Origin of the sequence: Mycobacterium sp. MAC_080597_8934, from assembly GCF_000523975.1 — a bacterium.
Taxonomy (GTDB): domain Bacteria; phylum Actinomycetota; class Actinomycetes; order Mycobacteriales; family Mycobacteriaceae; genus Mycobacterium; species Mycobacterium avium.
Genome location: NZ_JAOS01000013.1, coordinates 52,914 through 75,866, shown reverse-complemented (window position 1 = coordinate 75,866; position 22,953 = coordinate 52,914). Strand labels below are relative to the sequence as shown.

Genomic DNA, 22,953 nt, shown 5'->3' with positions numbered 1-22,953 from the left:
GAACGTGATCGATTCCATCCGGTCCAGCCGCGCCCTGATCGATGTCCGCCGGCTCGGCACCGTCGACTACCGCGCGGCCTGGCAGCAGCAGCGCGACCTGGCCGACGCCCGGGTCGCCGGCGGCCCCGACACGTTGCTGTTGCTGCAACACCCGGCGGTGTACACCGCGGGCCGGCGCACCGAACCGCACGAGCGGCCGCTGGACGGCACGCCCGTGGTCGACACCGACCGGGGCGGCAAGATCACCTGGCACGGGCCCGGCCAGTTGGTCGGCTATCCGATCATCGGCCTGGCCGAACCGCTGGACGTGGTCGACTACGTGCGACGGCTGGAGGAGGCGCTGATCAAGGTGTGCGCCGATCTGGGCCTGGACACGGTCCGCGTGCCGGGCCGCTCCGGGGTGTGGGTGCCGGGCGACGCCGGCCGGCCCGACCGCAAGGTGGCCGCCATCGGGGTGCGGGTGTCCCGCGCCACCACCCTGCACGGCTTCGCGCTGAACTGCGACTGCGACCTGGGTGCCTTCAGCGCCATTGTGCCGTGCGGCATCAGCGACGCCGGGGTGACGTCGCTGACGGCCGAACTGCGCCGCCCGGTCGCGGTCGACGACGTCGTGACGTCGGTCGCCGACGCCGTCTGCGACGCCCTGGACGGGGTGCTGCCGGTGCGTGAGCACTCACCCGGCGCCCGCGTAGCATCGGCGATGTGACTGTCGCACCCGAGGGACGCAAACTGCTGCGCCTGGAAGTGCGCAACGCCGAGACCCCGATCGAGCGCAAACCGCCGTGGATCCGGGTGCGGGCCCGGATGGGGCCGGAATACACCGAGCTCAAGAGCCTGGTCCGGCGCGAGGGGCTGCACACGGTCTGCGAAGAGGCCGGCTGCCCCAACATCTTCGAATGCTGGGAGGACCGCGAGGCCACCTTCCTGATCGGCGGCGACCAGTGCACCCGTCGCTGCGACTTCTGCCAGATCGACACCGGCAAGCCCGCCGAGCTGGACCGCGACGAGCCCCGCCGGGTGGCCGACAGCGTGCGCACGATGGGGCTACGCTACGCCACGGTCACCGGGGTGGCCCGCGACGACCTGCCCGACGGCGGCGCCTGGCTGTACGCCGAGACGGTGCGCGCCATCAAGGAGCTCAACCCGTCGACCGGTGTCGAGCTGTTGATCCCCGACTTCAACGGCCGGCCCGACCGGCTCGCCGAGGTGTTCGGGTCGCGCCCGGAAGTGTTGGCGCACAACGTCGAAACGGTGCCGCGGATCTTCAAACGGATCCGCCCGGCCTTCACCTACCGGCGCAGCCTGGACGTGCTGACCGCGGCCCGCGAGGCCGGGCTGGTCACCAAGAGCAACCTCATCCTCGGCCTGGGCGAAACCCCCGACGAGGTGCGCACCGCGCTGGCCGACCTGCGCGGCGCCGGCTGCGACATCATCACCATCACCCAGTACCTGCGCCCGTCGGCCCGCCACCACCCGGTCGAGCGCTGGGTGAAGCCGGAGGAATTCGTCGAGTTCGCGCGGCATGCCGAAGAGCTGGGCTTCTCCGGGGTGCTGGCCGGGCCGCTGGTGCGCTCGTCGTACCGCGCCGGGCGACTCTACCGGCAGGCCGCCCGCGCCCGCGCCTAGCCGCCACGGCGCTACGTATTCTTTGACTATGGCTAAATCCCGCTCTGCCGCCGACAACAAGGCGGCCCGCGCGCAGGCGCAGGCCGCCCGCAAGGCCGCCGCGCGCGAGCGCCGCGCCCAGTTGTGGCAGGCGTTCAACATCCAGCGCCAGGAGGACAAGCGCCTGCTGCCCTACATGATCGGCGCCTTCCTGCTGGTCGTGGGCGTGTCGGTGGGTGTGGGCGTCTGGGCCGGCGGGCTGACCATGATCACCTTGATCCCGTTCGGCGTGGTGCTGGGCGCGCTGGTCGCCTTCATCGTGTTCGGGCGCCGCGCGCAGAAATCGGTCTACCGCAAGGCCGAGGGCCAAACCGGCGCGGCGGCATGGGCTTTGGACAATCTGCGCGGCAAGTGGCGGGTGACCCCCGGGGTGGCGGCGACCGGCCACTTCGACGCCGTGCACCGCGTCATCGGCCGGCCGGGCGTGATCCTGGTCGGCGAGGGCTCGCCGACCCGGGTGCGGCCGCTGCTGGCGCAGGAGAAAAAGCGCACCGCCCGGCTGATCGGCGACGTGCCGATCTACGACATCATCGTCGGCAACGGCGAGGACGAGGTGCCGCTGGCCAAGCTGGAGCGCCACCTGACCCGGCTGCCGGCCAACATCACCGTCAAGCAGATGGACACCCTGGAGTCGCGGCTGGCCGCGCTGGGGTCGCGGGCCGGGGCCGCCGTCATGCCCAAGGGCCCGCTGCCCAACGCCGGCAAGATGCGCGGGGTGCAGCGCACCGTCCGCCGCAAGTAGCTCCCGCGCCGATCGCAAAGCGCGGCCGGGCGCAGCGGGTCGCCGCCATCGGCAGAGCTCAGCGCCGCACCACGGCCGTCGCGGTCAGCCGGTCCTGCAGGCCGCGGCCGTCCCAGTCGGTGAACAACGCCGGCACCACCGTCCCGACCAGCACACCGCGCACCACCGCGCGGCCGGTGCCGACCAGCCCCCGCCCGTCCACCGTCACCACCTGCAGCCGCAGCACCAGCTGGCCGGGCGTGAAGCCGAACAGCCGCACCGAGACCACCCCCAGCACGAACCAGATCACCAGCACGGCGGTGGCCAGGGCCGATGCCGAGAACCAGCCCAACCGCATGGCCAGCGCCGCCAGCCCGTAGGAGATCAGCCAGTCGATCATCAACGCGCCCAGCCGAGGCCCCATCGGCGCCAACGAGCCGGGCCCGCGCTGCGGCAGGCCGAGCTTTTCGCCCGGATATGCGGATCGCGATTCCGGCGTCATCGCCCCGGACCGGCGTCGCGGCGCCCGGCGGTCCGGCACCGGCGGGACGGGCAGACGGTGCGCCGCGCGAACAGAAAAGATACGATCTTGCGATCCATGGCCCCACAATAGAACCCGCCGCCGACGCGGCCACTTTTTGCGTGTGGCATGGTCACGTAACGTGCGCGCAACATCGGGTTGACTGACGGGCAACATCTGCTCCATAGCGTCAGGCCGCGGATCTCACCAAGTAAAGGAGCATTCTGTGACGGAAACGACGCCCGACGACGTCTTCAAACTCGCCAAGGACGAGAAAGTCGAATTTGTCGACGTCCGGTTCTGTGACCTGCCCGGCATCATGCAGCACTTCACAATCCCGGTTTCGTTTTTCGACGAGAGCGTCTTCGAGGACGGCCTGGCCTTCGACGGCTCGTCCATTCGCGGATTCCAGTCCATTCACGAATCCGACATGTTGCTCCTGCCGGACCCGGCCACGGCCCAGATCGACCTGTTCCGCGAGGCCAAGACGCTGAACCTGAACTTCTTCGTGCACGACCCGTTCACCCTCGAGCCGTACTCGCGCGACCCGCGCAACATCGCCCGCAAGGCGGAGAACTACCTGATCTCCACCGGTGTGGCCGACACCGCGTACTTCGGCGCCGAGGCCGAGTTCTACATCTTCGACTCGGTGAGCTTCGACTCGCGCACCAACGGCTCGTTCTACGAGATCGACGCCATCTCGGGCTGGTGGAACACCGGCTCGCCCAACGAGCTCGACGGCAGCCCCAACCGCGGCTACAAGGTCCGCCCCAAGGGGGGCTACTTCCCCGTCGCCCCCGTCGACCACTACGTCGACCTGCGCGACCAGATGCTGTCCAACCTGATCAAGGCCGGCTTCAGCCTGGAGAAGGGCCACCACGAGGTGGGCACCGGCGGCCAGGCCGAGATCAACTACAAGTTCAACACGCTGCTGCACGCGGCCGACGACATGATGCTCTACAAGTACATCGTCAAGAACACCGCGTGGCAGAACGGCAAGACCGTTACGTTCATGCCCAAGCCGCTGTTTGGGGACAACGGCTCCGGCATGCACACCCATCAGTCGCTGTGGAAGGACGGCAGCCCGCTGATGTACGACGAGACGGGCTACGCCGGTCTGTCGGACACCGCGCGGCACTACATCGGCGGCCTGCTGCACCACGCGCCGTCGCTGCTGGCGTTCACCAACCCGACGACGAACTCCTACAAGCGCCTGGTGCCGGGCTTCGAGGCGCCGATCAACCTGGTCTACAGCCAGCGCAACCGCTCGGCGTGTGTGCGCATCCCGATCACCGGCACCAACCCGAAGGCCAAGCGGCTCGAGTTCCGTTGCCCCGACTCCTCGGGCAACCCCTACCTGGCGTTCTCGGCCATGCTGATGGCCGGCCTGGACGGCATCAAGAACAAGATCGAGCCGCAGGCGCCGGTCGACAAGGACCTCTACGAGCTGCCGCCCGAGGAGGCCGCCAACATCCCGCAGGCGCCGACCCAGCTGTCCGCGGTCATCGACCGGCTGGAAGAGGACCACGAATACCTCACCGAGGGAGGCGTTTTCACGCCCGACCTGATCGAGACGTGGATCAGCTTCAAGCGCGAGACCGAGATCCTGCCGGTCCAGGTCCGGCCGCACCCCTACGAATTCGCGCTGTACTACGACGTTTAGAGACGTCGAAGTCGATGCCGCCCGCCCGATCCGATCGGGCGGGCGGTCTCGTCCCCGCCGCCCTGCTGGGTTCCGCGAGACTTAAGCGATGGCGGCCCGCGCCGGCGTGTCGTCGCCACCGGGTAAGTGTCGTGGGGCTCAGCCGAAGCCGGCGCAGGTGTCCAGCCCTACCCGTCCAGCGCGAGGTCCTTGCGGAACCGCTGCATGCCGTCGATCTTGTCGTCCAGCGACGCCTGCGGCCCGGCGTAGAACATCCACGGCATGGTGATGATCCCGGTGATGCCGGCATCCTCGGCGCGCCGGTAATCGGCGGTGGTGAACGCGTCGGTCAGCGGCGTCAGGATGGTGAAATCGTCCATCGTCAAACCGTTTTCGGCGCGCAGCTCGCGCAGCCGGCCGACCGCCTCGATGGCCCGCTCGGTCTTGATCAGGTCGCCGATCCAGCCGTCGTTGCGGGCGGCGCGGCGCAGCGCGATGTCCGACAGCCCGCCCACATACACCGGGATCGGCGGCGGGGTGGGCTGCATCTCCAGCCGCGGCGCGGAGTAGAATTCGCCGTCGAACTCCGTCCAGCCCGGCGCCCACAGCGCCCGCATCAGCTCGATGATCTCGTCGGTGCGTTTGCCGCGCGCCTCGAACCGCTCCCCCATCAACGCGAATTCCTCGCGGCACCAGCCGACGCCGACGCCCAGCTCCACCCGGCCCGACGCCAGAACCGCCGCGGTGCCAATGGCTTTGGCCGCCGAGTACGGGTTGCGCATCGCCGGGATGTAAACGGTGTTGACGAACCGCAGCCGGGTGGTGACCTGGGCGAGCGCCCCGATGAGCACCCACGGGTCGGGCCAGTCGGTGAACGGTTGCCAGCGCCGCTGCCCGTCCCTGGTGTACGGGTAGGGGGTGTCCAGCGTCTCCAGGTTGGCGACATGGTCGGGGATGCCGATCCCGTCGTAGCCGAGTTCATCTGCGGCCCTAGCGATCTCGACGATCTCCCGGGTGTTCAAGAAGGCGCTGCTGACGTAGAACCTCACTGCGTCTCCCGCGCCCAGGCCGGCTCGATGAACACGCCGTCGGCTTCGACGGTGACTCCCGCGGCATCCGAAATGGTGCCTCGGGCAAAGACTTTGACACCCTCGCGGCGGTCGATCCAGGCGTCGCAGCGCAGCGGGCCCAGCGGCGTGCCGCGCAGGTATTTCACGGTGATGGTGCCGGTGAACCGCGCCTTGGACAGCCCTTCGCTGGCCGCCTCACCGAGCATGTGGTCGAGCACCAGGGCGCTGACGCCGCCGTGCACCAGCCGCGGCGGCCCCTCGTAGGCCGAGCCGAGGACGAACTCGCTCCAGCAGCGCCCGTCGCCCTCGTGGTGCACGACGATCGGCGGGGCGATCGGATTGCACACGCCGATCGCGGCGTTGCCCAGCGGCAGCGGCCGGCCGTCGACCCGGTAGCTCACCCCCACCGGCCGGGTCCGTCGCCGCAGCGACGCGGTGACCGCCTCGATCGCCGAGCGGGCTTCGGCGACGACGGCGTCGTCAACCTCGGTCCGGATGGTGGCGTCGACGAGCTCGCGGACCGCATCGGCCAACGGGGCATACAGTGCGGTCACCCGTTCGGCCTCCGCCGCGTCGAGCACCTCGAATATGGCGTCCAACGCGCCGGCCTCCTGACTCAACTTCCGAACACCTTGCGCACGACCGCTTTTGCGCGTCGCGTCACCCGTAGATAGTTGTCCAAGAACTCCCCGCCCTCGTCGGTGGGCCAGCCCGCGGCGACGGCGACCGCGTTCAGCTGACGCCCGGGGCCGGGCAGCTGGTCGGTGGGCTTGCCGCGGACCAGCACCAGCGCGTTGCGGGCCCGGGTGGCGGTCAGCCAGGCCTGCCGCAGCAGGTCCACCTCGTCGGCGGGAACCAGGCCGGCCTCGGCGATCGCGTCCAGGCACTCCAGCGTCGACGTGTTGTGCAGCGCCGGCACCTCGTGGGCGTGCAGCAGCTGCAGCAGCTGCACGGTCCATTCGATGTCGGCCAGCCCGCCGCGGCCCAGCTTGGTGTGCGTGTTGGGGTCGGCGCCGCGCGGCAGCCGCTCGGCGTCCACCCGGGCCTTGATGCGCCGGATCTCGCGCACCGCCTCCGGCGACACCCCGTCGGCGGGGTAGCGCGTCTTGTCGGCCATCAGCAGGAACCGCTGCCCCAGCTCCGCGTCCCCGGCGACCGCGTGCGCGCGCAGCAACGCCTGGATCTCCCACGGCTGCGCCCACTGCTCGTAGTAGGCGGCATAGGACGCCAGGGTCCGCACCAGCGGGCCGTTGCGGCCCTCGGGCCGCAGGTTGGCGTCCACGTCCAGCGGCGGGTCCACGCTGGGGGTGCCCAGCAGGGTGCGAACCTGCTCGGCGACCGAGGCCGCCCAGCGCACCGCCGCCGAATCGTCGACGCCGGGTGCCGGCTCGCAGACGAACATCACGTCGGCGTCGGACCCGTAGCCCAGCTCCGCGCCGCCCAGCCGGCCCATGCCGATCACCGCGATGGCGGCCGGCGCCTTGCCCCGCTGCGGGCCGTCGTCGGGCAGGTTGGCCCGGATCATCGCGTCCAGCGCGGCCTGCAGTACGGCCACCCACACCGAGGTCAGCGCCTTGCACACGTCGGTGACCTCGAGCATGCCGAGCAGGTCCGCCGACGCCACCCGGGCCAGCTCGCGCCGGCGCAGGGTGCGCGCCCCGGCGATCGCCCGCACCGGGTCGGAGTATCGGCTGGCCGAGGCGACCAGCGCGCGGGCCACCGCGGCCGGGTCGGTCTCGAGCAGCCGGGGCCCGGACGGCCCGTCGCCGTAGTCCTGGATGACCCGCGGCGCGCGCATCAGCAGGTCGGGCACGTACGCCGAGGTCCCGAGCACATGCATGAGCCGCCGCGCCACCGCGGGCTTGTCGCGCAGCGTGGACAGATACCAGCTCTCGCCGGCCAGCGCCTCCGACAGCCGGCGGTAGGCCAGCAAGCCGCCGTCCGGGTCGGGCGCATACGACATCCAGTTCAGCAGCCGCGGCAGCAGCACCGACTGCACCCGGCCGCGCCGGCCGCTCTGGTTGACCAGCGCCGACATGTGCTTCAACGCGCTCTGCGGGCCCTCGTAGCCCAGGGCGGCCAGCTGCCGCTCGGCGGCCTCGGAGGTCATGCCGTGCCGGATCTCCAGCCCGGCCGGGCCGATCGATTCCAGCAGCGGCTGGTAGAAGAGCTTGGCGTGCAGCTGCGAGACCCGCAGGTTCTGGTGCCGCAGCTCCTCGCGCAGCACCCCGGCCGCGTCGTGGCGGCCGTCCGGCCGGATGTGGGCGGCCCGGGCCAGCCAGCGCACCGCCTCCTCGTCGTCGGCCTCGGGCAGCAGGTGGGTGCGCTTGAGCCGCTGCAGCTGCAGGCGGTGCTCGAGCAGCCGCAGGAATTCGTAGGAGGCGGTGAGGTTGGCCGCGTCCTCGCGCCCGATGTAGCCGCCCTGCCCCAGCGCGGCCAGCGCGTCGACCGTCGAGGCCACGTGCAGCGACTCGTCGCTGCGGCCGTGCACCAACTGCAAGAGCTGCACGGCGAATTCGACGTCGCGCAACCCGCCGCTGCCCAGCTTGATCTCGCGGCCGCGGACGTCGGCGGGCACCAGCTGCTCGACGCGCCGGCGCATCGCCTGCACCTCGACCACGAAGTCCTCGCGTTCGCAGGCCACCCACACCATCGGCATCAGCGCGTCCAGGTAGCGCCGGCCGAGCTCCGCGTCGCCCACCGCCGCACGGGCTTTCAGCAGCGCCTGGAACTCCCACGTCTTGGCCCAGCGCTGGTAGTAGGCGATGTGCGACTCCACGGTGCGGACCAGCTCGCCGCTGCGGCCTTCCGGTCGCAGCCCGGCGTCGACCTGGAAGAACGCCTCGGACGCCAGCCGCATCATCTCGCTGGCCACCCGGGTGGTGACGGTGTCGGCGCGCTCGCCGACGAAGATGACGTCGACGTCGCTGACGTAGTTCAGTTCGCGGGCACCGCATTTGCCCATCGCGATGACCGCCAGCCGCGGCGGTGTCCGGTCGCCGCACACGTTGTGCTCGGCCACCCGCAGCGCGGCGGCCAGCGCCGCGTCGGCCAGGTCCGACAGGTGGGCGGCCACCACGGTGAACGGCAGCACCGGTTCGTCCTCGACGGTGGCGGCCAGGTCGAGCGCGGCCAGCACCAGCAGCCGGTCCCGGTACAGGGTGCGCAGCCGCACCATCGCCGAGCCGGGGTCGGCCAGCGCCTCGTCGACGCAGCCGGTGAACATCGCGCACAGTTCGTCGTGGGTGGGCAGAGAGACGTTGCCGCGCAACAGTTTCCAGGATCGCGGTTGGGCGACCAGGTGGTCGCCCAGGGCCAGCGAGGAGCCGAGCACCGCGAACAGCCGTCCCCGCAGCGGGCGTTCGGTGAGCAGGGCGGCGCCCAGTTCGTCCCACCCGGCGTCGGGGGTCTCGGCCAGCCGGACCAGGGCGAGCAGCGCGGCGTCGGGGTCCGGCGCCCGGGACAGCGCCCACAGCAGATCGACGTGGGCCTGGTCGTCATGGTCGTACCAACCCAGCTGCGCCATCCGTTCGGCCGCTTGGGGATCGACCAACCCGAGCCGGCCGACGCTGGGCAGCCGGGGGCGCTGCGTCGCGGGTTTGGTCACGACCACGACGGTAGCGCAACCCGACGCCGCGCCGGCGCACCCGGGACGGGAAATGCGCTACGGCGCCGGGGCTACAGCGACAGGTAGGTGCGCAGTTCGTACGGGGTGACGTGGCTGCGGTAGGTCGCCCACTCGGTGCGCTTGTTGCGCAGGAAGAAGTCAAAGACGTGCTCCCCCAACGTCTCCGCGACCAGCTCCGAGGACTCCATGGCGCGCAGCGCGCTGTCGAGGCTGGTGGGCAGTTCGCGATAGCCCATCGCGATCCGCTCCTCGGGAGTCAGGTCCCACACGTTGTCCTCGGCCTGCGGCCCCAGCACGTAGCCCTTCTCCACCCCGCGCAGGCCGGCGGCCAGCAGCACGGCGAAGGTCAGGTAGGGGTTGCACGCCGAGTCGGGGCTGCGCACCTCGACGCGGCGCGACGACGTCTTGTGCGGCGTGTACATCGGCACCCGCACCAGCGCCGAGCGGTTGGCCGCCCCCCAGGACGCGGCGGTGGGGGCCTCGCCGCCGCCCACCAGCCGCTTGTAGGAGTTCACCCATTGGTTGGTGACGGCGCTGATCTCGGAGGCGTGCTCGAGGATGCCGGCGATGAACGACTTGCCCACGTCCGAGAGTTGCAGCGGGTCGTCGGGGCTGTGGAACGCGTTGACGTCGCCCTCGAACAGGCTCATGTGGGTGTGCATCGCCGAACCGGGGTGCTGCCCGAACGGCTTGGGCATGAACGAGGCGCGGGCGCCGTTCTCGATCGCGACCTCCTTGATGACGTAGCGAAACGTCATCACGTTGTCGGCCATCGACAGGGCGTCGGCGAAGCGCAGGTCGATCTCCTGCTGGCCGGGCGCGCCCTCGTGGTGGCTGAACTCCACCGAGATGCCCATGAACTCCAGCGCTTCGATGGCGTGCCGGCGGAAGTTGGAGGCGGAGTCGTGGATGGCCTGGTCGAAGTAGCCGGCGGTGTCGACGGGGACGGGCGGCGTGCCGTCGTCGGGCCCGGGCTTGAGCAGGAAGAACTCGATCTCGGGGTGCACGTAGCAGGAGAAGCCCAGGTCGTTGGCCTTCTGCAGCTGGCGGCGCAGCACGTGCCGCGGGTCGGCCCAGGACGGCGACCCGTCCGGCATGGTGATGTCGCAGAACATTCGCGCCGAGTGGTGGTGGCCGTTGGGCGAGGCCCATGGCAGCACCTGGAAGGTGGACGGGTCGGGGTTGGCGACGGTGTCGGATTCCGACACCCGGGAGAAGCCCTCGATCGAGGAGCCGTCGAAGCCGATGCCCTCCTCGAAGGCGCCTTCGAGTTCGGCCGGGGCGATGGCGACCGACTTGAGGAACCCGAGCACATCGGTGAACCACAGCCGAACGAAGCGGATGTCCCGTTCCTCGAGGGTGCGCAGGACGAATTCCTTCTGTCGATCCATATCTCGAACAGTAGGCAACCGCTGTTAATTCTGTGTTACCGATGCCCGCTCAGAACCGTTGCGGCGGGGCGTGCGGCGCTGGTCAGGACTGGCAGCGATACGACGCCGGCGGCGGCGTGCCGGCGACGAAATAGCGCACCACGGCGTTGTCCACGCATTGGTCGCCGTTGAACACCGCGGTGTGCTGCGTCCCGTCGTAGGTGATCAGCGGGCCGCCGAGCTGGCGGGCCAGATTCACCCCGGCCTGATACGGCGTGGCCGGGTCGTGCGTGGTGGAGACGACGACGACCTTGCCCGCGGGCATCGGCGGGGCGGCGTGCGGCGCCGACGTCGCCGGCACCGGCCACAGCGCGCACAGGTCGCGGGCGCGTTGCCGGTGAACGGCCCGTAGCTCAAAAACGGCGCGGCCTGGCGGATCTTCTGGTCGGCGCTCACCCAGCTGGCCTGGTCGGTCGGGTTCGGGGCGTCGACGCAGCGGACCGCGTTGAACGCGTCCTGGTCGTTGGAGTAGTGGCCGTTGCGGTCGCGGCCCTGATAGTCGTCGGCGAGCGCCAGCAGATCGCCGGCGTCGGTGCCGCGCGCCAGCCCGAGCAGACCGCTGGTCAGGTACTTCCAGTGTGCCGGCGTGTAGAGGGCGTTGATGGTGCCGGTGGTGGCGTCGGCGTAGCTCAGCCCGCGCGGGTCGGCGGTGCGGCCCGGCCGGGTGACCAGCGGGTCGACCAGGGCGTGGTAGCGGTTGACGAACTGCGCCGGGTCGGTGCCCAGCGGGCAGCCCGGCGAGCGGGCGCAGTCGGTGGCGTAGTCGTTGAAAGCCGTTTGGAATCCGGCCATTTGGTTGATGTTCTCGTCGACCGGCCCGACGGTCGGGTCGATGGCGCCGTCGAGCACCATCGCCCGCACGTGGTTGCTGAACTTCTCCAGGTACGCGGTGCCCAGCTCGGTGCCGTAGCTGTAGCCCAGGTAGTTGATCTGCTCGTCGCCGAGCGCCTGGCGCACCGCGTCCATGTCGCGGGCGACCGAGGCGGTGCCGGCGTTGGCCAGGAACGCGGTGCCCATCCGGTTGACGCACTGCTGGGCCAGCTGCCGGTAGAGCTGCTCGATGTGGGCCACCCCGGCCGGGCTGTAGTCGACCATGGGTTCGCGCCGGTAGGCGTCGAACTCGGCGTCGGTGCGACACCGCAGCGGCGGTGTCGAGTGGCCCACCCCGCGCGGGTCGAAGCCGACCAGGTCGAAGCTGCGCCGGATGGCCGAGTTGTCCATGTCGGAGGCCATCGCGGCCACCATGTCGACGGCCGAGCCGCCCGGGCCGCCGGGGTTGACCAGCAGCGAGCCCATCCGCTGACCGGTCGCCGGTACCCGGATCACGGCGAGCTTGGCCTGCCCGGCGCCGGGGTTGTTGTAGTCGATCGGGACCGACACCGTGGTGCACTGCGCGGTCGGGATATCGCTTGTGTCCGTGACGAATTGGCTGCAGCTCCCCCAGCCCTGCGGCGCCGCGGCCGTCGGCGGATTCGGCGCCGGGGTCTGGCCGGCGCCAGGCTCCGGGGTGGCGCCGGCCACCGGCAACCCGGCGCCCGATGTTCCACCGAGGACGAGGCCGAATGAGAGCAGCGCCGAGCTCAACGATCTCAGGCGCGACATGGCTGTCATCGTTGCAGCCCCGGATACCCGTGGCAGCGCGAAACGGTTACGCCTTGGTCTCGGGCCGGGCCGCCGAGCCGGCCGCCGCCGAACGTGCACTCAGCGCGAAAAATCCGCGAGAAGCTCGCCGCCAGTGCACGTTCGGCGAAACCTGGGGCGTCAGCACTTGGCGCCGCTGGGCGGGATGGTGCCGCCGACCAGATAGGCCGTCACGTAGTTGTCGATGCAGCCGTCACCCTGGAACACCACGGTGTGCTGCGTTCCGTCGTAGGTCAGCAGCGAGCTGCGCAACTCGTTGGCCAGATCCACCCCGGCCTTGTACGGCGTCGCCGGATCGTGCGTCGTCGACACCACCACCGTGGGCGCCAGCCCGGGCGCGGAGATGGTGTGCGGCTTGCTGGTCGGCGGCACCGGCCAGAACGCGCAGGTACCCAGCGGCGCGTTGCCGGTGAACTGCCCGTAGCTCATGAACGGCGCGATCTCCCGGGAGCGGCGGTCTTCGTCGATCACCTTGGCGCGGTCGGTGATCGGCGGCTGGTCCACGCAGTTGATCGCCACCCGGGCGTCGGTGGCGTTGGTGTAGTGGCCGTGCGCGTCGCGGCGCATGTACATGTCGGCCAGGGCGAGCAGGGTGTCGCCGTGGTGGTCGACGAGTTCGGACAGCCCGTCGGTCAGGTGGTGCCACAGGTTGGGTGAGTACAACGCCATGATGGTGCCGACGATGGCGTCGCTATAGCTCAGTCCGCGTGGGTCATTCGTCGGGATGGGCCGGCCGACCATCGGGTTGTCGGGATCGACCATCGGGTCCACCAGGCTGTGGTAGACGTCGACGGCTTTGGCCGGGTCTGTGCCCAGCGGGCAGTTCGGTTGCTTGGCGCATTCGGCGGCGAAGTTGTTGAACGCGTCCTGGAATCCCTTGGCCTGCCGCAGATCGGCTTCGATCTGGTCGGCGTTGGGGTCGACGGCGCCGTCGAGGATCATCGCCCGCACGTTGTGCGGGTAGGCCTCGGCGTAGGCCGAGCCGATCCGGGTGCCGTAGGAGTAGCCGAGGTAGGTCAGCTTGTCGTCGCCCAGCGCCGCGCGGATCGCGTCGAGGTCGCGGGCGACGTTGACGGTCCCGACGTTGGCCAGAAACTTCTTGCCCATCTTGTCGACGCAGCGGCCGACGAACTGTTTGGTTTCGTCCTCGATGTGGGCCACCCCGGCCGGGCTGTAGTCGACGTTGGGCTCGGTGCGCAGCCGGTCGTTGTCGGCGTCGGAGTTGCACCAGACCGCCGGGCGCGACGCGCCCACCCCGCGCGGGTCGAAACCGACCAGGTCGAAGCGTTCGCGGACCCGCTTGGGCAACGACTGCACGACGCCCAGCGCCGCCTCGATGCCCGACTCCCCCGGCCCGCCGGGGTTGATCACCAGCGAACCGATCTTGTCCCCGGTGGCGGGGAAACGGATCATCGCCAGCGTCGCCACGTCGCCGTCGAGGTGGTCGTAGTCGACCGGGACGGCCAGCTTGCCGCACAGCGCGCCGGCGGGCAGTTTGACCTTCGGGTTGGCGGCCCGGCACGGCGTCCACTCCACGGCCTGGCCCAGCTTGGGCCCGGACATGACGGCGCGTCCCACCACCACCCGGACGCAGCCCGCCAACAGCAACGCGACCGCGGCGATCGACATCCAGATCAGCAGCGTGCGCGCGCTCTTACCGCGACGAGACAGGCCCATGCCCACATATGCTGCCAGAGGAAACTTGGGATCCTGATCAGCGGCACCGCGGCCCGGCTACCGCGCCGCCGCCCGCAGCTCCTCCATCGCCACCGCGAACTCGTCGGCCAGCTCCCAGAGGTCGGGCACCAGGTCCGGGCAGCCGATCAGGCCGACGTCCAGCTTGCCCCGCAACGACATGGCGGTGATGTTGAGTCCCGAGCCGTGAAAGATCGGCCCCAGCGGATACATCGCCTTGACCTCGCAGCCCAGCAGGTACAGCGGAACCTGCGGCCCGGGCACGTTGGAGACCACCAAGTTGTGCACCGGCATGCTGTCGGTGAACCGGGTCCGCGCGTAAAGCCGCATCGCGATGCCGAACACCGCCGGCGCCGCGAATTGCGTCCAATCCTGCAGCAATGACGCCCCGATGGCCGAACTGTGTTCTTTGGCAACCGAATTCGCGTGGGCGATCGCTTTCAGCCGCTGCACCGGGTCGGCGATTTCGGTGTGTAGGGACGCGAACATGGCCGACACCTGATTTCGGCCGGGCCGGTCGGATTTGCCGTGCACGGAAATCGGGACCGACGCCACCAGCGACGAATCCGGCAATGCGTTTCGCTCCGCCAGATATTGGCGCAGCACGCCGGAAACCAGGGTCATCACCACGTCGTTGACTTTGACGCCGAAATGGTTCTTCACCGCTTTGACGTCGTCGAGATTCAATTCGGCATACGCGATGCAGCGCCGGTTGCTGATCCGGGCGTTGAACACCGTCGCGGGCGCCGCGAACGGGCGGGCCATGGCCGCGCCGTCGAGCGCCCGTCGCACCGTGGCCAGCACCGACGCCGCGGTGTCGGGCACCACGCTGGCCAGCCGCAGCGGCCGGGCCGCGAACCTGACCAGGCCGCCGGCGGCGATCCGCCACCCGGCGCCGCCGCCGACACCCGCGGCCGGTTCCGGCGGCGCGGCGTCGGGCTCGGTCGCGCACAGCTGCGACATCAGGTTGGCGCCGGTCACCCCGTCGACGCCGGCGTGGTGCACCTTGGTCATCACCGCCAGCCGCCCGTCCCGGTGGCAGTCGGTGCCGGCCACGCCCTCGATCACCCACATCTCCCACAGCGGCCGGCGGCGGTCCAGCGGCGTCTGGGCGATGTGGCCGCAGATCTGCGACAGCTCGGCCCGCCCGCCCGGCGCCGGCACGGCGATGCGGTGCAGATGACGGTCGACGTCGAAGTCCACGTCGTCCACCCAGACCGGATGGTCCAGATTCAGCGGGCTGTCGGCGAGCTTTTCCCGAAACGGCGGAATCGCCCGGATGCGGCGCACCAGCGCGTCACGCAGCCGCTCGAAGGTGTAGCCGCCCGGCACCGTCGAGGTGTCCAGCTCGATGATCGAACACACATGCATGGGCTGCGACGAGGTCTCCAGGTACAGGAAGCTGGCGTCGAGTCCACTCAGCCGCTGCATGCGCAGCATGGTATGTCTCACACCGCCGCGGCGGTGCGACTGCGCAAAAGAAATGGCAGAATGGCACCGTCAGACGAGCCCGGGGACCCGCTCAGGATTTTCCAAAACTGAGGGCCACGAGGATCGACCCGACCACCCACTAGGACAACGATGTCTGAGCACAATGTTTACGGTGCCGCCCAGCCCGCCCAACCGGCCCAGCCCGCCCAGCCGCGCACCAGGATTCGCACCCACCATCTGCAGAAGATGAAGGCCGAGGGCCACAAGTGGGCCATGCTGACGGCGTACGACTATTCCACCGCCCGCATCTTCGACGAGGCCGGCATCCCGGTGCTGCTGGTGGGCGACTCGGCGGCCAACGTCGTCTACGGCTACGACACCACGGTGCCGGTGTCGATCGACGAGCTGATCCCGCTGGTCCGCGGCGTGGTGCGGGGGGCCCCGCACGCGCTGGTGGTCGCCGATCTGCCGTTCGGCAGCTACGAGGCCGGGCCGGCCGCCGCGCTGGCCGCCGCCACCCGGTTCATGAAGGAGGGCGGCGCGCACGCGGTGAAGCTGGAGGGCGGCGAACGGGTGGCCGAGCAGATCGCTCACCTGACCGCGGCCGGCATCCCGGTGATGGCGCACATCGGCTTCACCCCGCAGAGCGTGAACAGCCTGGGCGGTTTCCGGGTGCAGGGCCGCGGCGACGCGGCCGAACAGACCATCGCCGACGCGATCGCCGTCGCCGAGGCCGGAGCGTTCTCGGTGGTGATGGAGATGGTGCCGGCCGAGCTGGCCACCCAGATCACCGGCAAGCTCACCATCCCGACCATCGGGATCGGCGCCGGCCCCAACTGCGACGGCCAGGTTCTGGTTTGGCAGGACATGGCCGGCATGAGCAGCGGCAAGTCCGCCCGCTTCGTCAAGCGCTTCGCCGACATCGGCGGCGAATTGCGCCGCGCCGCAACGCAGTATGCGCACGAGGTGGCCGCCGGGGTCTTCCCGGCCGACGAACACTGCTTCTGAGGCGGTCGTTGGGGCCCTCCCCCCGCTGCGCTACTGTGACGGCGTAGCAAGGGTTTTAGCGCGCACCGCAGCCGTCCCGGTCACGACCCGACGGCCCGTGTGGGCTGAAAGTCCTTGTGTGGCAACGATGTACGATTGCCGAAGACGGATTGTCTAGCGCAAGGGTGGGACCACATCGACCGGGGGAATCGTGGTGACTTAGTGCACCGTCGACTGGTGTTCAAGTTGCCGCTGCTATTGGCAGGAGGCATGGCTTTGGCCCGAGCACCGCACGCGTCCGCGCAGCCGCCCCGCACGTCGCCGCAGGCAAGCCGGTGGTCACCCGAGCGGGCCAATCGCTGGTATCAGGCGCAGGATTGGCCGGTCGGCGCGAACTACATCACCTCCAACGCCATCAACCAGCTGGAGATGTTCCAGCCGGACACCTTCGACCCTCGGCGCATCGACACCGAGCTGGGCTGGGCCCGCCGCAACGGGTTCAACGCGGTGCGCGTCTTCCTGCACGACCTGCTGTGGGAACAGGACCACCGGGGGTTTCAGGGCCGTCTGGCCCGGTTCGTCGACATCGCGGCCCGGCACGGCATCAAGCCGCTGTTCGTGTTGTTCGATTCGTGCTGGGATCCCTTTCCTCAACCGGGTCCGCAGCGGGCGCCCCGGCCCGGCATCCACAATTCCGGCTGGGTGCAAAGCCCGGGCGCGGCGCGGCTGGACGACCACGGCTACCTGCACACCCTGCGCGGCTACGTCACCGGGGTGCTGTCGCAATTCCGCACCGACGACCGCATTCTGGGCTGGGACCTGTGGAACGAGCCGGACAATCCCGCCGACGCCTACGCCTCGGTCGAGCGCACCGACAAGCTGGACCGGGTCGCCGAGCTGCTGCCGCAGGTGTTCGCGTGGGCCCGCTCGGTGGATCCCTGCCAACCGTTGACCAGCGGCGTGTGGCAGGGCGAGTGGGCCGACCCGGCACGGCGCAGCGTCATCAGCGGCATCCAGCTCGACAACTCAGACGTCATCACCTTCCACTGCTACGGCGAACCGGCGGCGTTCGAGAAGCGCATCGCCGATCTGGTGCCGCTGGGGCGCCCGATCCTGTGCACCGAGTACATGGCCCGGCCGCTGGGCAGCACGGTGCAAACCATCCTGCCGATCGCCAAGCGCGCCAACGTCGGCGCGTTCAACTGGGGCCTGGTCGCCGGGAAAACCCAGACGTTTTTCCCGTGGGATTCCTGGGAGCATCCGGATCCGGCGATGCCGCGGGAATGGTTCCACGACCTGCTGGATCCCGACGGGCGGCCGTTCCGGGACAGCGAGATTCAGACCATCCTCGAGCTGAGCGATCTGGCGATGCATCTGCAGCCGCCGCCGGCCGGCTGACCGGCCGGGGCCGTCAGCGGCAGCGGTCCTGGAAATCGGTGAGCGGCTGGCGGATGCCCTCCAGGTCGGCGTGGGTCTGCGGGTTGGCGTCCATGTACTGCTTGAGCTGCGCGCGCATCTCGTCGCGGGGCTGGCCCTTCAAGCTGGTGAAGTAGGCGTTGACGTCCGGGTGACTGAACAGATACGCCGACGTGGCTGCGGCGACGCCCGCCGACACCTGGGCCAGGTCGGCCGCCGTGCAGTTCGGCAGCGACGCCGGCGCCGGTTCCGGATCGTCCATCGGCCAGTCGGCCGCCGCCGGTCCCGCCGTCAGCACAAGCGTCGCGACAAGGCCGGCGACGGTCATTGCCACCCCGGCCGCGCCGGCCGCGATTCTTTCGCCGATGACTCGGCGTGCCGAGCGAGCAAAAGGCGCCATGGAACGCTCCATTCGTCGGTTCTGCCGAAAGGCGGGTGTGCGTATGGCAAACCATAAGGGTTTCCTCGCCGCGCGGGCGCCGATTCGCGGCGAAGAATTGCGCGGCCCCCAGGCGATTATTTCCGATTCCCGCCCGCCGCCGGCTCACGACGGCACAATGCAATCAGGTGGCAATCAAAGCGTCGGAAGGGGAGCGCGGATGAATGCGCGCCGGTGCCGTGCGGCATTGCTGGTGCTCTGCGGTCTGGCCGCCGTGCCCGCGATCCTGGTCGCCGTGCCCGGCGCCGATCGCGCGGACGCGACCGTGTGCGTGGGCGCCGGCCGGCGCGTCACGGTGAGCGGGTGCACCAACATCGGCGACAACATCGCCCGCTACGCCCCGCCGCCGGCCGTTTACGCGCCGCTGCCCGAAGACGACACCTCGACTCCCCCGCCGCCTCCGCCGCCGTAACGCCGTCACCGCGGTATGGCAGGCTATGGGTGCTCATCCGCCCCTGTCCACCATGTTGACGGCCGCGCCCGGCGCCCCCGACGCGCCTCCGACGCGCCTCCGATGGAGCCCGAAGATGCCTGCACAAGCGCCGCAGACCTCGCGTCATCTCGAGGTGGAGCGCAAGTTCGACGTGGTCGAGTCCACGGTGATGCCCTCGTTCGAAGGGATCGCCGCGGTCGCCCGGGTCGAGCAGTCGCCGACCCAGATCCTGGACGCGACGTATTTCGACACGCCCGCACATGACTTGGCGCGCAACAAGATCACCCTGCGCCGGCGCACCGGCGGCTCGGACGCCGGATGGCACCTGAAGCTGCCCGCCGGGCCCGACGCGCGCACCGAAGTCCGGGCACCGCTGGACGCCTCCGACGCCGACACCGTGCCCACCGAGTTGGTCGATGTGGTGCTGGCGATCGTCCGCAACCGTCCGCTGCGGCCGGTCGCGCGGATCACCACCGAGCGTGACACGCAGGTGCTCTACGACGCGGCGGGCCAGCCGCTGGCCGAGTTCAGCAACGACCACGTCACCGCGTGGGCGACGCCGAGCGCGCCCGATGGCCCCGACGACGGTTCCGGCGGTGTCGACGAGGGTTCCGGCGGTTTCGACGACACCGCCGCGTCGGCCACCGATCAGGTGCCCACCCAAAACCCGCCCACCCAACATCCGCCCACCCAACAGGAGTGGCGGGAATGGGAATTGGAGCTGCTCGGCGGCAACGGGCACGCCGAGGGCGCCGCCGGCACCGAGCTGTTGAACCGGCTGAGCAACCGGCTGCTGGACGCCGGAGCGGTGCCGGCAGGCCACGGCTCCAAGCTGGCGCGGGTGCTGGGCCGCGCGCCGTCGCCCAACGGCGCGCGGCCGCCCGAGCATCCGCTGCAGCGCGCGATCGCCGAGCAGGTTCGCGAGCTGCTGGTGTGGGATCGCGCCGTGCGCGCCGACGCCTTCGACTCCGTCCACCAGATGCGGGTCACCACCCGCAAGCTGCGCAGCCTGCTGCGCGACTACCAGGATTCGTTCGGGTTGGGCGACGACGGGTGGGTGCTCGACGAATTGCGGGAGCTGGCCGGCATTTTGGGGGTGGCCCGCGACGCCGAGGTGCTTGCCGAGCGCTACGAGCGCGACTTGGGCGCGCTCCCACCGGAATTGGTGCGCGGGCCGGTGCGCGAACGTCTGGTCGGGGGCGCCCGACGCCGCTACCAGGTCGGGCTGCGCCGGTCGTTGATCGCCATGCGGTCGCAGCGCTACTTCCGGCTGCTCGACTCCCTGGACGCGATCGCGGCCCGGCGCCCCGGCCTCCCCGGGACCGAGGAACAGGCGCCGGTGACCATCGACACCGCCTACCGCAAGGTCCGCAAGGCCGCCAAGGCCGCCGCCCGGGTGGACCGCGAGCACCCCGGCGACCGGCACCTACGCGACGAGGCGATACATCGAATCCGTAAGCGCGCCAAGCGACTTCGATACACCGCGACGGCGACCGGAGCGGCGCGGGTGGCCGAGCGGGCCAAGGCCGTGCAGTCACTGCTGGGCGATCACCAAGACAGCGTGGTCAGCCGCGAACACCTGAGCCAGGAGGCGCAGGCCGCGCACGCCGCCGGCGAGGACACCTTCACCTACGGGCTGCTCTATCAGCGCGAGGCCGATCTGGCGCAACGCTGCCGTGACGAACTCGACGACACGCTGCGCAAACTCGGCAAGGCGGTGCACAAGGCGGATTAGCCCGCAACCGCCCGCAACGAAGCCGGGGCGGACGAGTTGGCCTGTAAGCCGGATTCTGTTCCGCGCCGCCGGAAAACCGGCGGCGCGGCGGCGACCATCCATCTGGACACACCGTCACCGGGTGCCTCGAGCGGCCTACCCGCAGGCTCGGGCGAGCAACCCTCGGACGCCTGCGCGGCCGTGCCGGCGGCACGGCCTTCTTGGCCTTGCTTCGGGTGGGGTTTGCCGAGCCACCCCGGTCACCCGGGGTGCTGGTGCGCTCTTACCGCACCGTTTCACCCTTACCACCGCGAGGGTGGCGGTCTGTTTTCTGTGGCACTTTCCCGCGAGTCACCTCGGATTGCCGTTAGCAATCACCCTGCTCTGTGAAGTCCGGACTTTCCTCGACTCGGGATACGAGCCGCGGCCGCCCGGCCAACTCGTCCGCGACGATCCACGGTACCCGCTGCGCCCGGCCGGTGCCAGCAACGCCCTCGCCGCGGGCGGGCGGGCCCTATCGTGGACCTGATGGACCGATGGCACAGGCGCGTCGACTCCGGCGATTGGGACGCCATCGCCGCCGCGGTCGGCGAATTCGGCGGGGCGCTGCTGCCGCGGCTGGTCACGCCCCGGGAAGCCGCACGGCTGCGCGAACTCTACGCCGACGACGGCCTGTTCCGGTCGACCATCGACATGGCCCCCAAACGCTACGGCGCCGGGCAGTACCGCTACTTCCGCGCGCCCTATCCCGAGCCGATCGAACAACTCAAACAGGCCCTCTATCCCCGGTTGCTGCCGATCGCCCGGGACTGGTGGGGCAAACTCGGCCGTGACCCCGTGTGGCCGGACCGCCTCGACGACTGGCTGGCGGCCTGCCACGCGGCCGGCCAGCAACGGTCCACCGCCCTGATGCTCAAATACGGTGCCGGCGACTGGAATGCGCTGCATCAGGATCTCTACGGGGACTTGGTGTTTCCGCTTCAGGTGGTGATCAACCTGAGCGATCCGCAGACCGACTACACCGGCGGCGAATTCCTGCTTGTCGAGCAGCGGCCGCGCGCCCAATCCCGCGGCACCGCAACGCAATTACCTCAGGGCCATGGCTATGTCTTCACCACCCGGGAACGTCCGGTGCGCTCGGCCCGCGGCTGGTCCGCGGCGCCGGTACGTCACGGGGTCTCGGTGGTGCGTTCCGGCCAGCGCTACGCGATGGGCTTGATCTTTCACGACGCCGCGTAGGCCTGTTCGGTCCGCCGCAACATCATGATGTTGTCCATCAACGTCCCGACTTCTCCGTTCGGACCGGTCATTTCGCGCCCCGCGGCCTCGGCCCGCAGCCGGGTCCACCCGTCCGGATCCAGCCGCAGCGACCCGAGCACCTCCTCGACACCCGGAAAGTGGTGACCGTCGTGTTGCGCCCACGGTGGCGCCGCGCCGTGGTCGACGATCAACAGCACACCGCCGGGCTTCACCCGGGTGGCCGCCCGGCGCAGCACGGCGTCCCGGTCGAGGTGCACCGGCGAGTGGAAATACTGGGCGGAGATCAAGTCGAACATCCCTTCCGGGAAGCTCTCGTTGAGGTCGTGGCGCTGAAAGTCGATCCGCGCCAATAATTTCCGCGCCGCTGCTGCCTCGGCGGCGCGGCGTAGCGCGGTGGCCGAGATGTCCACCGCCAGTACCGTGCAGCCGCGCTGCGCCAGCCACAGCGCGTCGGCACCCTCCCCGCAGCCCAGATCCAGCGCCCGCCCCGCCGGCAAGTCGGCGGCCAGTTCGGCCAGCCGCGGATTGACCCGCCCGCTCCACACCCGCTCGGCGCCGCGATAGCGTTCTTCCCAAAACCGCCCGGCCTCACCGGGTTCGCACGAAGTGTCCATACCGCGAGCTTGCCCAGCGGCCCAAGTTTTGCCAAGCTTGTTTGCCATGCAGGCAAACACCGACATCGACGTCCAGGTGCGCCGGCGGCTGCGGGAGCTGCGCGTGCAGCGCGGCCTGACGTTGCAGGAGGTGGGTGCGCGGGCGGGGATCGACGTGTCGACGCTGAGCCGCCTGGAGTCCGGGAAGCGCCGGCTGGCGCTGGATCACCTGCCGCGGCTGGCCCGGGCGCTCTCGGTCAGCACCGACGAGCTGTTGCAGCCCGCGCAGGCGCCCGACCCGCGGGTGCGGGGGTCGGCGCACACCCACCACGGCGTCACCTACTGGCCGCTGACCCGCCAGGGCCCCGCCGGCGGCCTGCACGCCTTCAAGATCCGGGTCAGCGCCCGGCGGCGCACCCCGCCCGCCGAGCTGCCCGTGCACGAGGGACAGGACTGGATGTACGTGCTGGCCGGCCGGATGCGGCTGATCCTGGGCGACCGGGACTTCACCATCGATCCCGGCGAGGCGGTCGAGTTCTCGACGTGGACTCCGCACTGGTTCGGCGTGGTCGACGGGCCGGTGGAGGCCATCGTCATCTTCGGACCGCACGGCGAGCGGCTGCACCTGCACAGTTAGCCGGCCACGCCATTGCCTGGCGCCGACGATG

19 protein-coding genes, 1 other RNA gene and 1 pseudogene are annotated in these 22,953 nt (G+C 70.3%); 10 read left to right on the top strand and 11 right to left on the bottom strand.

Translation table 11 applies throughout. The features are described from left to right. Positions 1 to 4: 4 nt before the first annotated feature. From lipB to NF20_RS06845, 3 genes are read left to right on the top strand one after another with little or no spacing between them, the layout of a single operon-like run. The gene (gene lipB / locus NF20_RS06855) at positions 5 to 706 is read left to right on the top strand and encodes a lipoyl(octanoyl) transferase LipB (protein WP_023869023.1); all 702 of its coding nucleotides are present in this window, start codon (positions 5 to 7) and stop codon (positions 704 to 706) included. After that, positions 703 to 1,626, top strand: coding sequence for a lipoyl synthase (gene lipA, locus NF20_RS06850; protein ID WP_019733331.1), 924 nt, complete (start codon positions 703 to 705; stop codon positions 1,624 to 1,626). Before lipB ends, lipA begins: the two co-directional genes overlap by 4 nt. 28 nt (positions 1,627 to 1,654) lie before the next feature. Further along, positions 1,655 to 2,407, top strand: coding sequence for a DUF4191 domain-containing protein (locus NF20_RS06845; protein WP_003872330.1), 753 nt, complete (start codon positions 1,655 to 1,657; stop codon positions 2,405 to 2,407). Between the two features lie 58 nt (positions 2,408 to 2,465). On the opposite strand, the gene NF20_RS06840 is transcribed toward NF20_RS06845, so the two are convergent. Continuing rightward, entirely contained in the window at positions 2,466 to 2,888 is a 423-nt protein-coding gene (locus NF20_RS06840; RefSeq protein WP_019733332.1) for an RDD family protein, read from the bottom strand. 244 nt (positions 2,889 to 3,132) lie between these two features. Between NF20_RS06840 and glnA (NF20_RS06835) the strand changes: the two genes are divergently transcribed. Further along, positions 3,133 to 4,569, top strand: a complete 1,437-nt coding sequence (gene glnA / locus NF20_RS06835) for a type I glutamate--ammonia ligase (RefSeq protein WP_003872332.1) — start codon at positions 3,133 to 3,135, stop codon at positions 4,567 to 4,569. 167 nt (positions 4,570 to 4,736) lie between these two features. Here glnA (NF20_RS06835) and NF20_RS06830 read toward each other — a convergent pair whose 3' ends face one another. The 7 genes and pseudogenes from NF20_RS06830 to NF20_RS06800 form a co-directional block, all read right to left on the bottom strand. Beyond that, on the bottom strand, positions 4,737 to 5,597 hold the full coding sequence (locus tag NF20_RS06830; RefSeq protein ID WP_033713309.1) for a TIGR03619 family F420-dependent LLM class oxidoreductase: 861 nt from the start codon (positions 5,595 to 5,597) through the stop codon (positions 4,737 to 4,739). Next, on the bottom strand, positions 5,594 to 6,238 hold the full coding sequence (locus tag NF20_RS06825; RefSeq protein WP_023861489.1) for a PaaI family thioesterase: 645 nt from the start codon (positions 6,236 to 6,238) through the stop codon (positions 5,594 to 5,596). Before NF20_RS06825 ends, NF20_RS06830 begins: the two co-directional genes overlap by 4 nt. Then, positions 6,235 to 9,231, bottom strand: coding sequence for a bifunctional [glutamine synthetase] adenylyltransferase/[glutamine synthetase]-adenylyl-L-tyrosine phosphorylase (locus NF20_RS06820; protein WP_009976481.1), 2,997 nt, complete (start codon positions 9,229 to 9,231; stop codon positions 6,235 to 6,237). The genes NF20_RS06825 and NF20_RS06820 overlap by 4 nt, the downstream gene beginning before the upstream one ends. A 65-nt stretch (positions 9,232 to 9,296) precedes the next feature. Beyond that, the gene (gene glnA / locus NF20_RS06815; protein ID WP_003872336.1) at positions 9,297 to 10,637 is read right to left on the bottom strand and encodes a type I glutamate--ammonia ligase; all 1,341 of its coding nucleotides are present in this window, start codon (positions 10,635 to 10,637) and stop codon (positions 9,297 to 9,299) included. 82 nt (positions 10,638 to 10,719) lie between these two features. Beyond that, a pseudogene (locus NF20_RS06810) lies at positions 10,720 to 12,287 on the bottom strand (alpha/beta hydrolase). A gap of 150 nt (positions 12,288 to 12,437) precedes the next feature. Then, positions 12,438 to 14,000, bottom strand: coding sequence for an alpha/beta hydrolase (locus NF20_RS06805; protein WP_003878170.1), 1,563 nt, complete (start codon positions 13,998 to 14,000; stop codon positions 12,438 to 12,440). 51 nt (positions 14,001 to 14,051) lie between these two features. Continuing rightward, positions 14,052 to 15,443: a WS/DGAT/MGAT family O-acyltransferase gene (locus NF20_RS06800; protein ID WP_033713371.1), complete on the bottom strand. Its 1,392-nt coding sequence runs from the start codon at positions 15,441 to 15,443 to the stop codon at positions 14,052 to 14,054. 150 nt (positions 15,444 to 15,593) lie between these two features. On the opposite strand from NF20_RS06800, the gene panB reads away from it, so the two are divergent. After that, a complete protein-coding gene (gene panB / locus NF20_RS06795; RefSeq protein ID WP_023861483.1) occupies positions 15,594 to 16,451 on the top strand; it encodes a 3-methyl-2-oxobutanoate hydroxymethyltransferase in 858 nt (285 codons plus the stop codon). A 201-nt stretch (positions 16,452 to 16,652) separates the two neighbouring features. Continuing rightward, positions 16,653 to 17,828 carry a beta-1,4-xylanase gene (locus tag NF20_RS06790; RefSeq protein WP_023881491.1) on the top strand — a complete coding sequence of 392 codons (1,176 nt, stop codon included), beginning with the start codon at positions 16,653 to 16,655 and terminating at the stop codon, positions 17,826 to 17,828. Positions 17,829 to 17,841: 13 nt separating this feature from the next. Here NF20_RS06790 and NF20_RS06785 read toward each other — a convergent pair whose 3' ends face one another. Continuing rightward, on the bottom strand, positions 17,842 to 18,258 hold the full coding sequence (locus NF20_RS06785) for a heme-binding protein (protein WP_019732174.1): 417 nt from the start codon (positions 18,256 to 18,258) through the stop codon (positions 17,842 to 17,844). A gap of 187 nt (positions 18,259 to 18,445) precedes the next feature. Between NF20_RS06785 and NF20_RS06780 the strand changes: the two genes are divergently transcribed. After that, complete coding sequence (locus NF20_RS06780) at positions 18,446 to 18,697, top strand: hypothetical protein (RefSeq protein ID WP_003872343.1); 252 nt, start codon at positions 18,446 to 18,448, stop codon at positions 18,695 to 18,697. Between the two features lie 115 nt (positions 18,698 to 18,812). Then, positions 18,813 to 20,453 (top strand): CYTH and CHAD domain-containing protein, encoded by a 1,641-nt coding sequence (locus NF20_RS06775; RefSeq protein ID WP_033713306.1) that lies wholly within the window; start codon positions 18,813 to 18,815, stop codon positions 20,451 to 20,453. A gap of 28 nt (positions 20,454 to 20,481) precedes the next feature. Here the strand turns inward: NF20_RS06775 and rnpB are convergent. Continuing rightward, positions 20,482 to 20,875, bottom strand: an RNA gene (gene rnpB / locus NF20_RS25660) — RNase P RNA component class A. Positions 20,876 to 20,960: 85 nt separating this feature from the next. Here rnpB and NF20_RS06770 point away from each other — a divergent pair. After that, positions 20,961 to 21,671 carry a 2OG-Fe(II) oxygenase gene (locus NF20_RS06770; RefSeq protein WP_024637506.1) on the top strand — a complete coding sequence of 237 codons (711 nt, stop codon included), beginning with the start codon at positions 20,961 to 20,963 and terminating at the stop codon, positions 21,669 to 21,671. Here the strand turns inward: NF20_RS06770 and NF20_RS06765 are convergent. Further along, complete coding sequence (locus tag NF20_RS06765; RefSeq protein WP_023861478.1) at positions 21,656 to 22,306, bottom strand: class I SAM-dependent methyltransferase; 651 nt, start codon at positions 22,304 to 22,306, stop codon at positions 21,656 to 21,658. The two genes, NF20_RS06770 and NF20_RS06765, sit on opposite strands and share 16 nt — an antisense overlap. A gap of 46 nt (positions 22,307 to 22,352) precedes the next feature. On the opposite strand from NF20_RS06765, the gene NF20_RS06760 reads away from it, so the two are divergent. Then, positions 22,353 to 22,922, top strand: a complete 570-nt coding sequence (locus NF20_RS06760; protein ID WP_003872347.1) for a helix-turn-helix domain-containing protein — start codon at positions 22,353 to 22,355, stop codon at positions 22,920 to 22,922. Positions 22,923 to 22,953 lie beyond the last annotated feature (31 nt).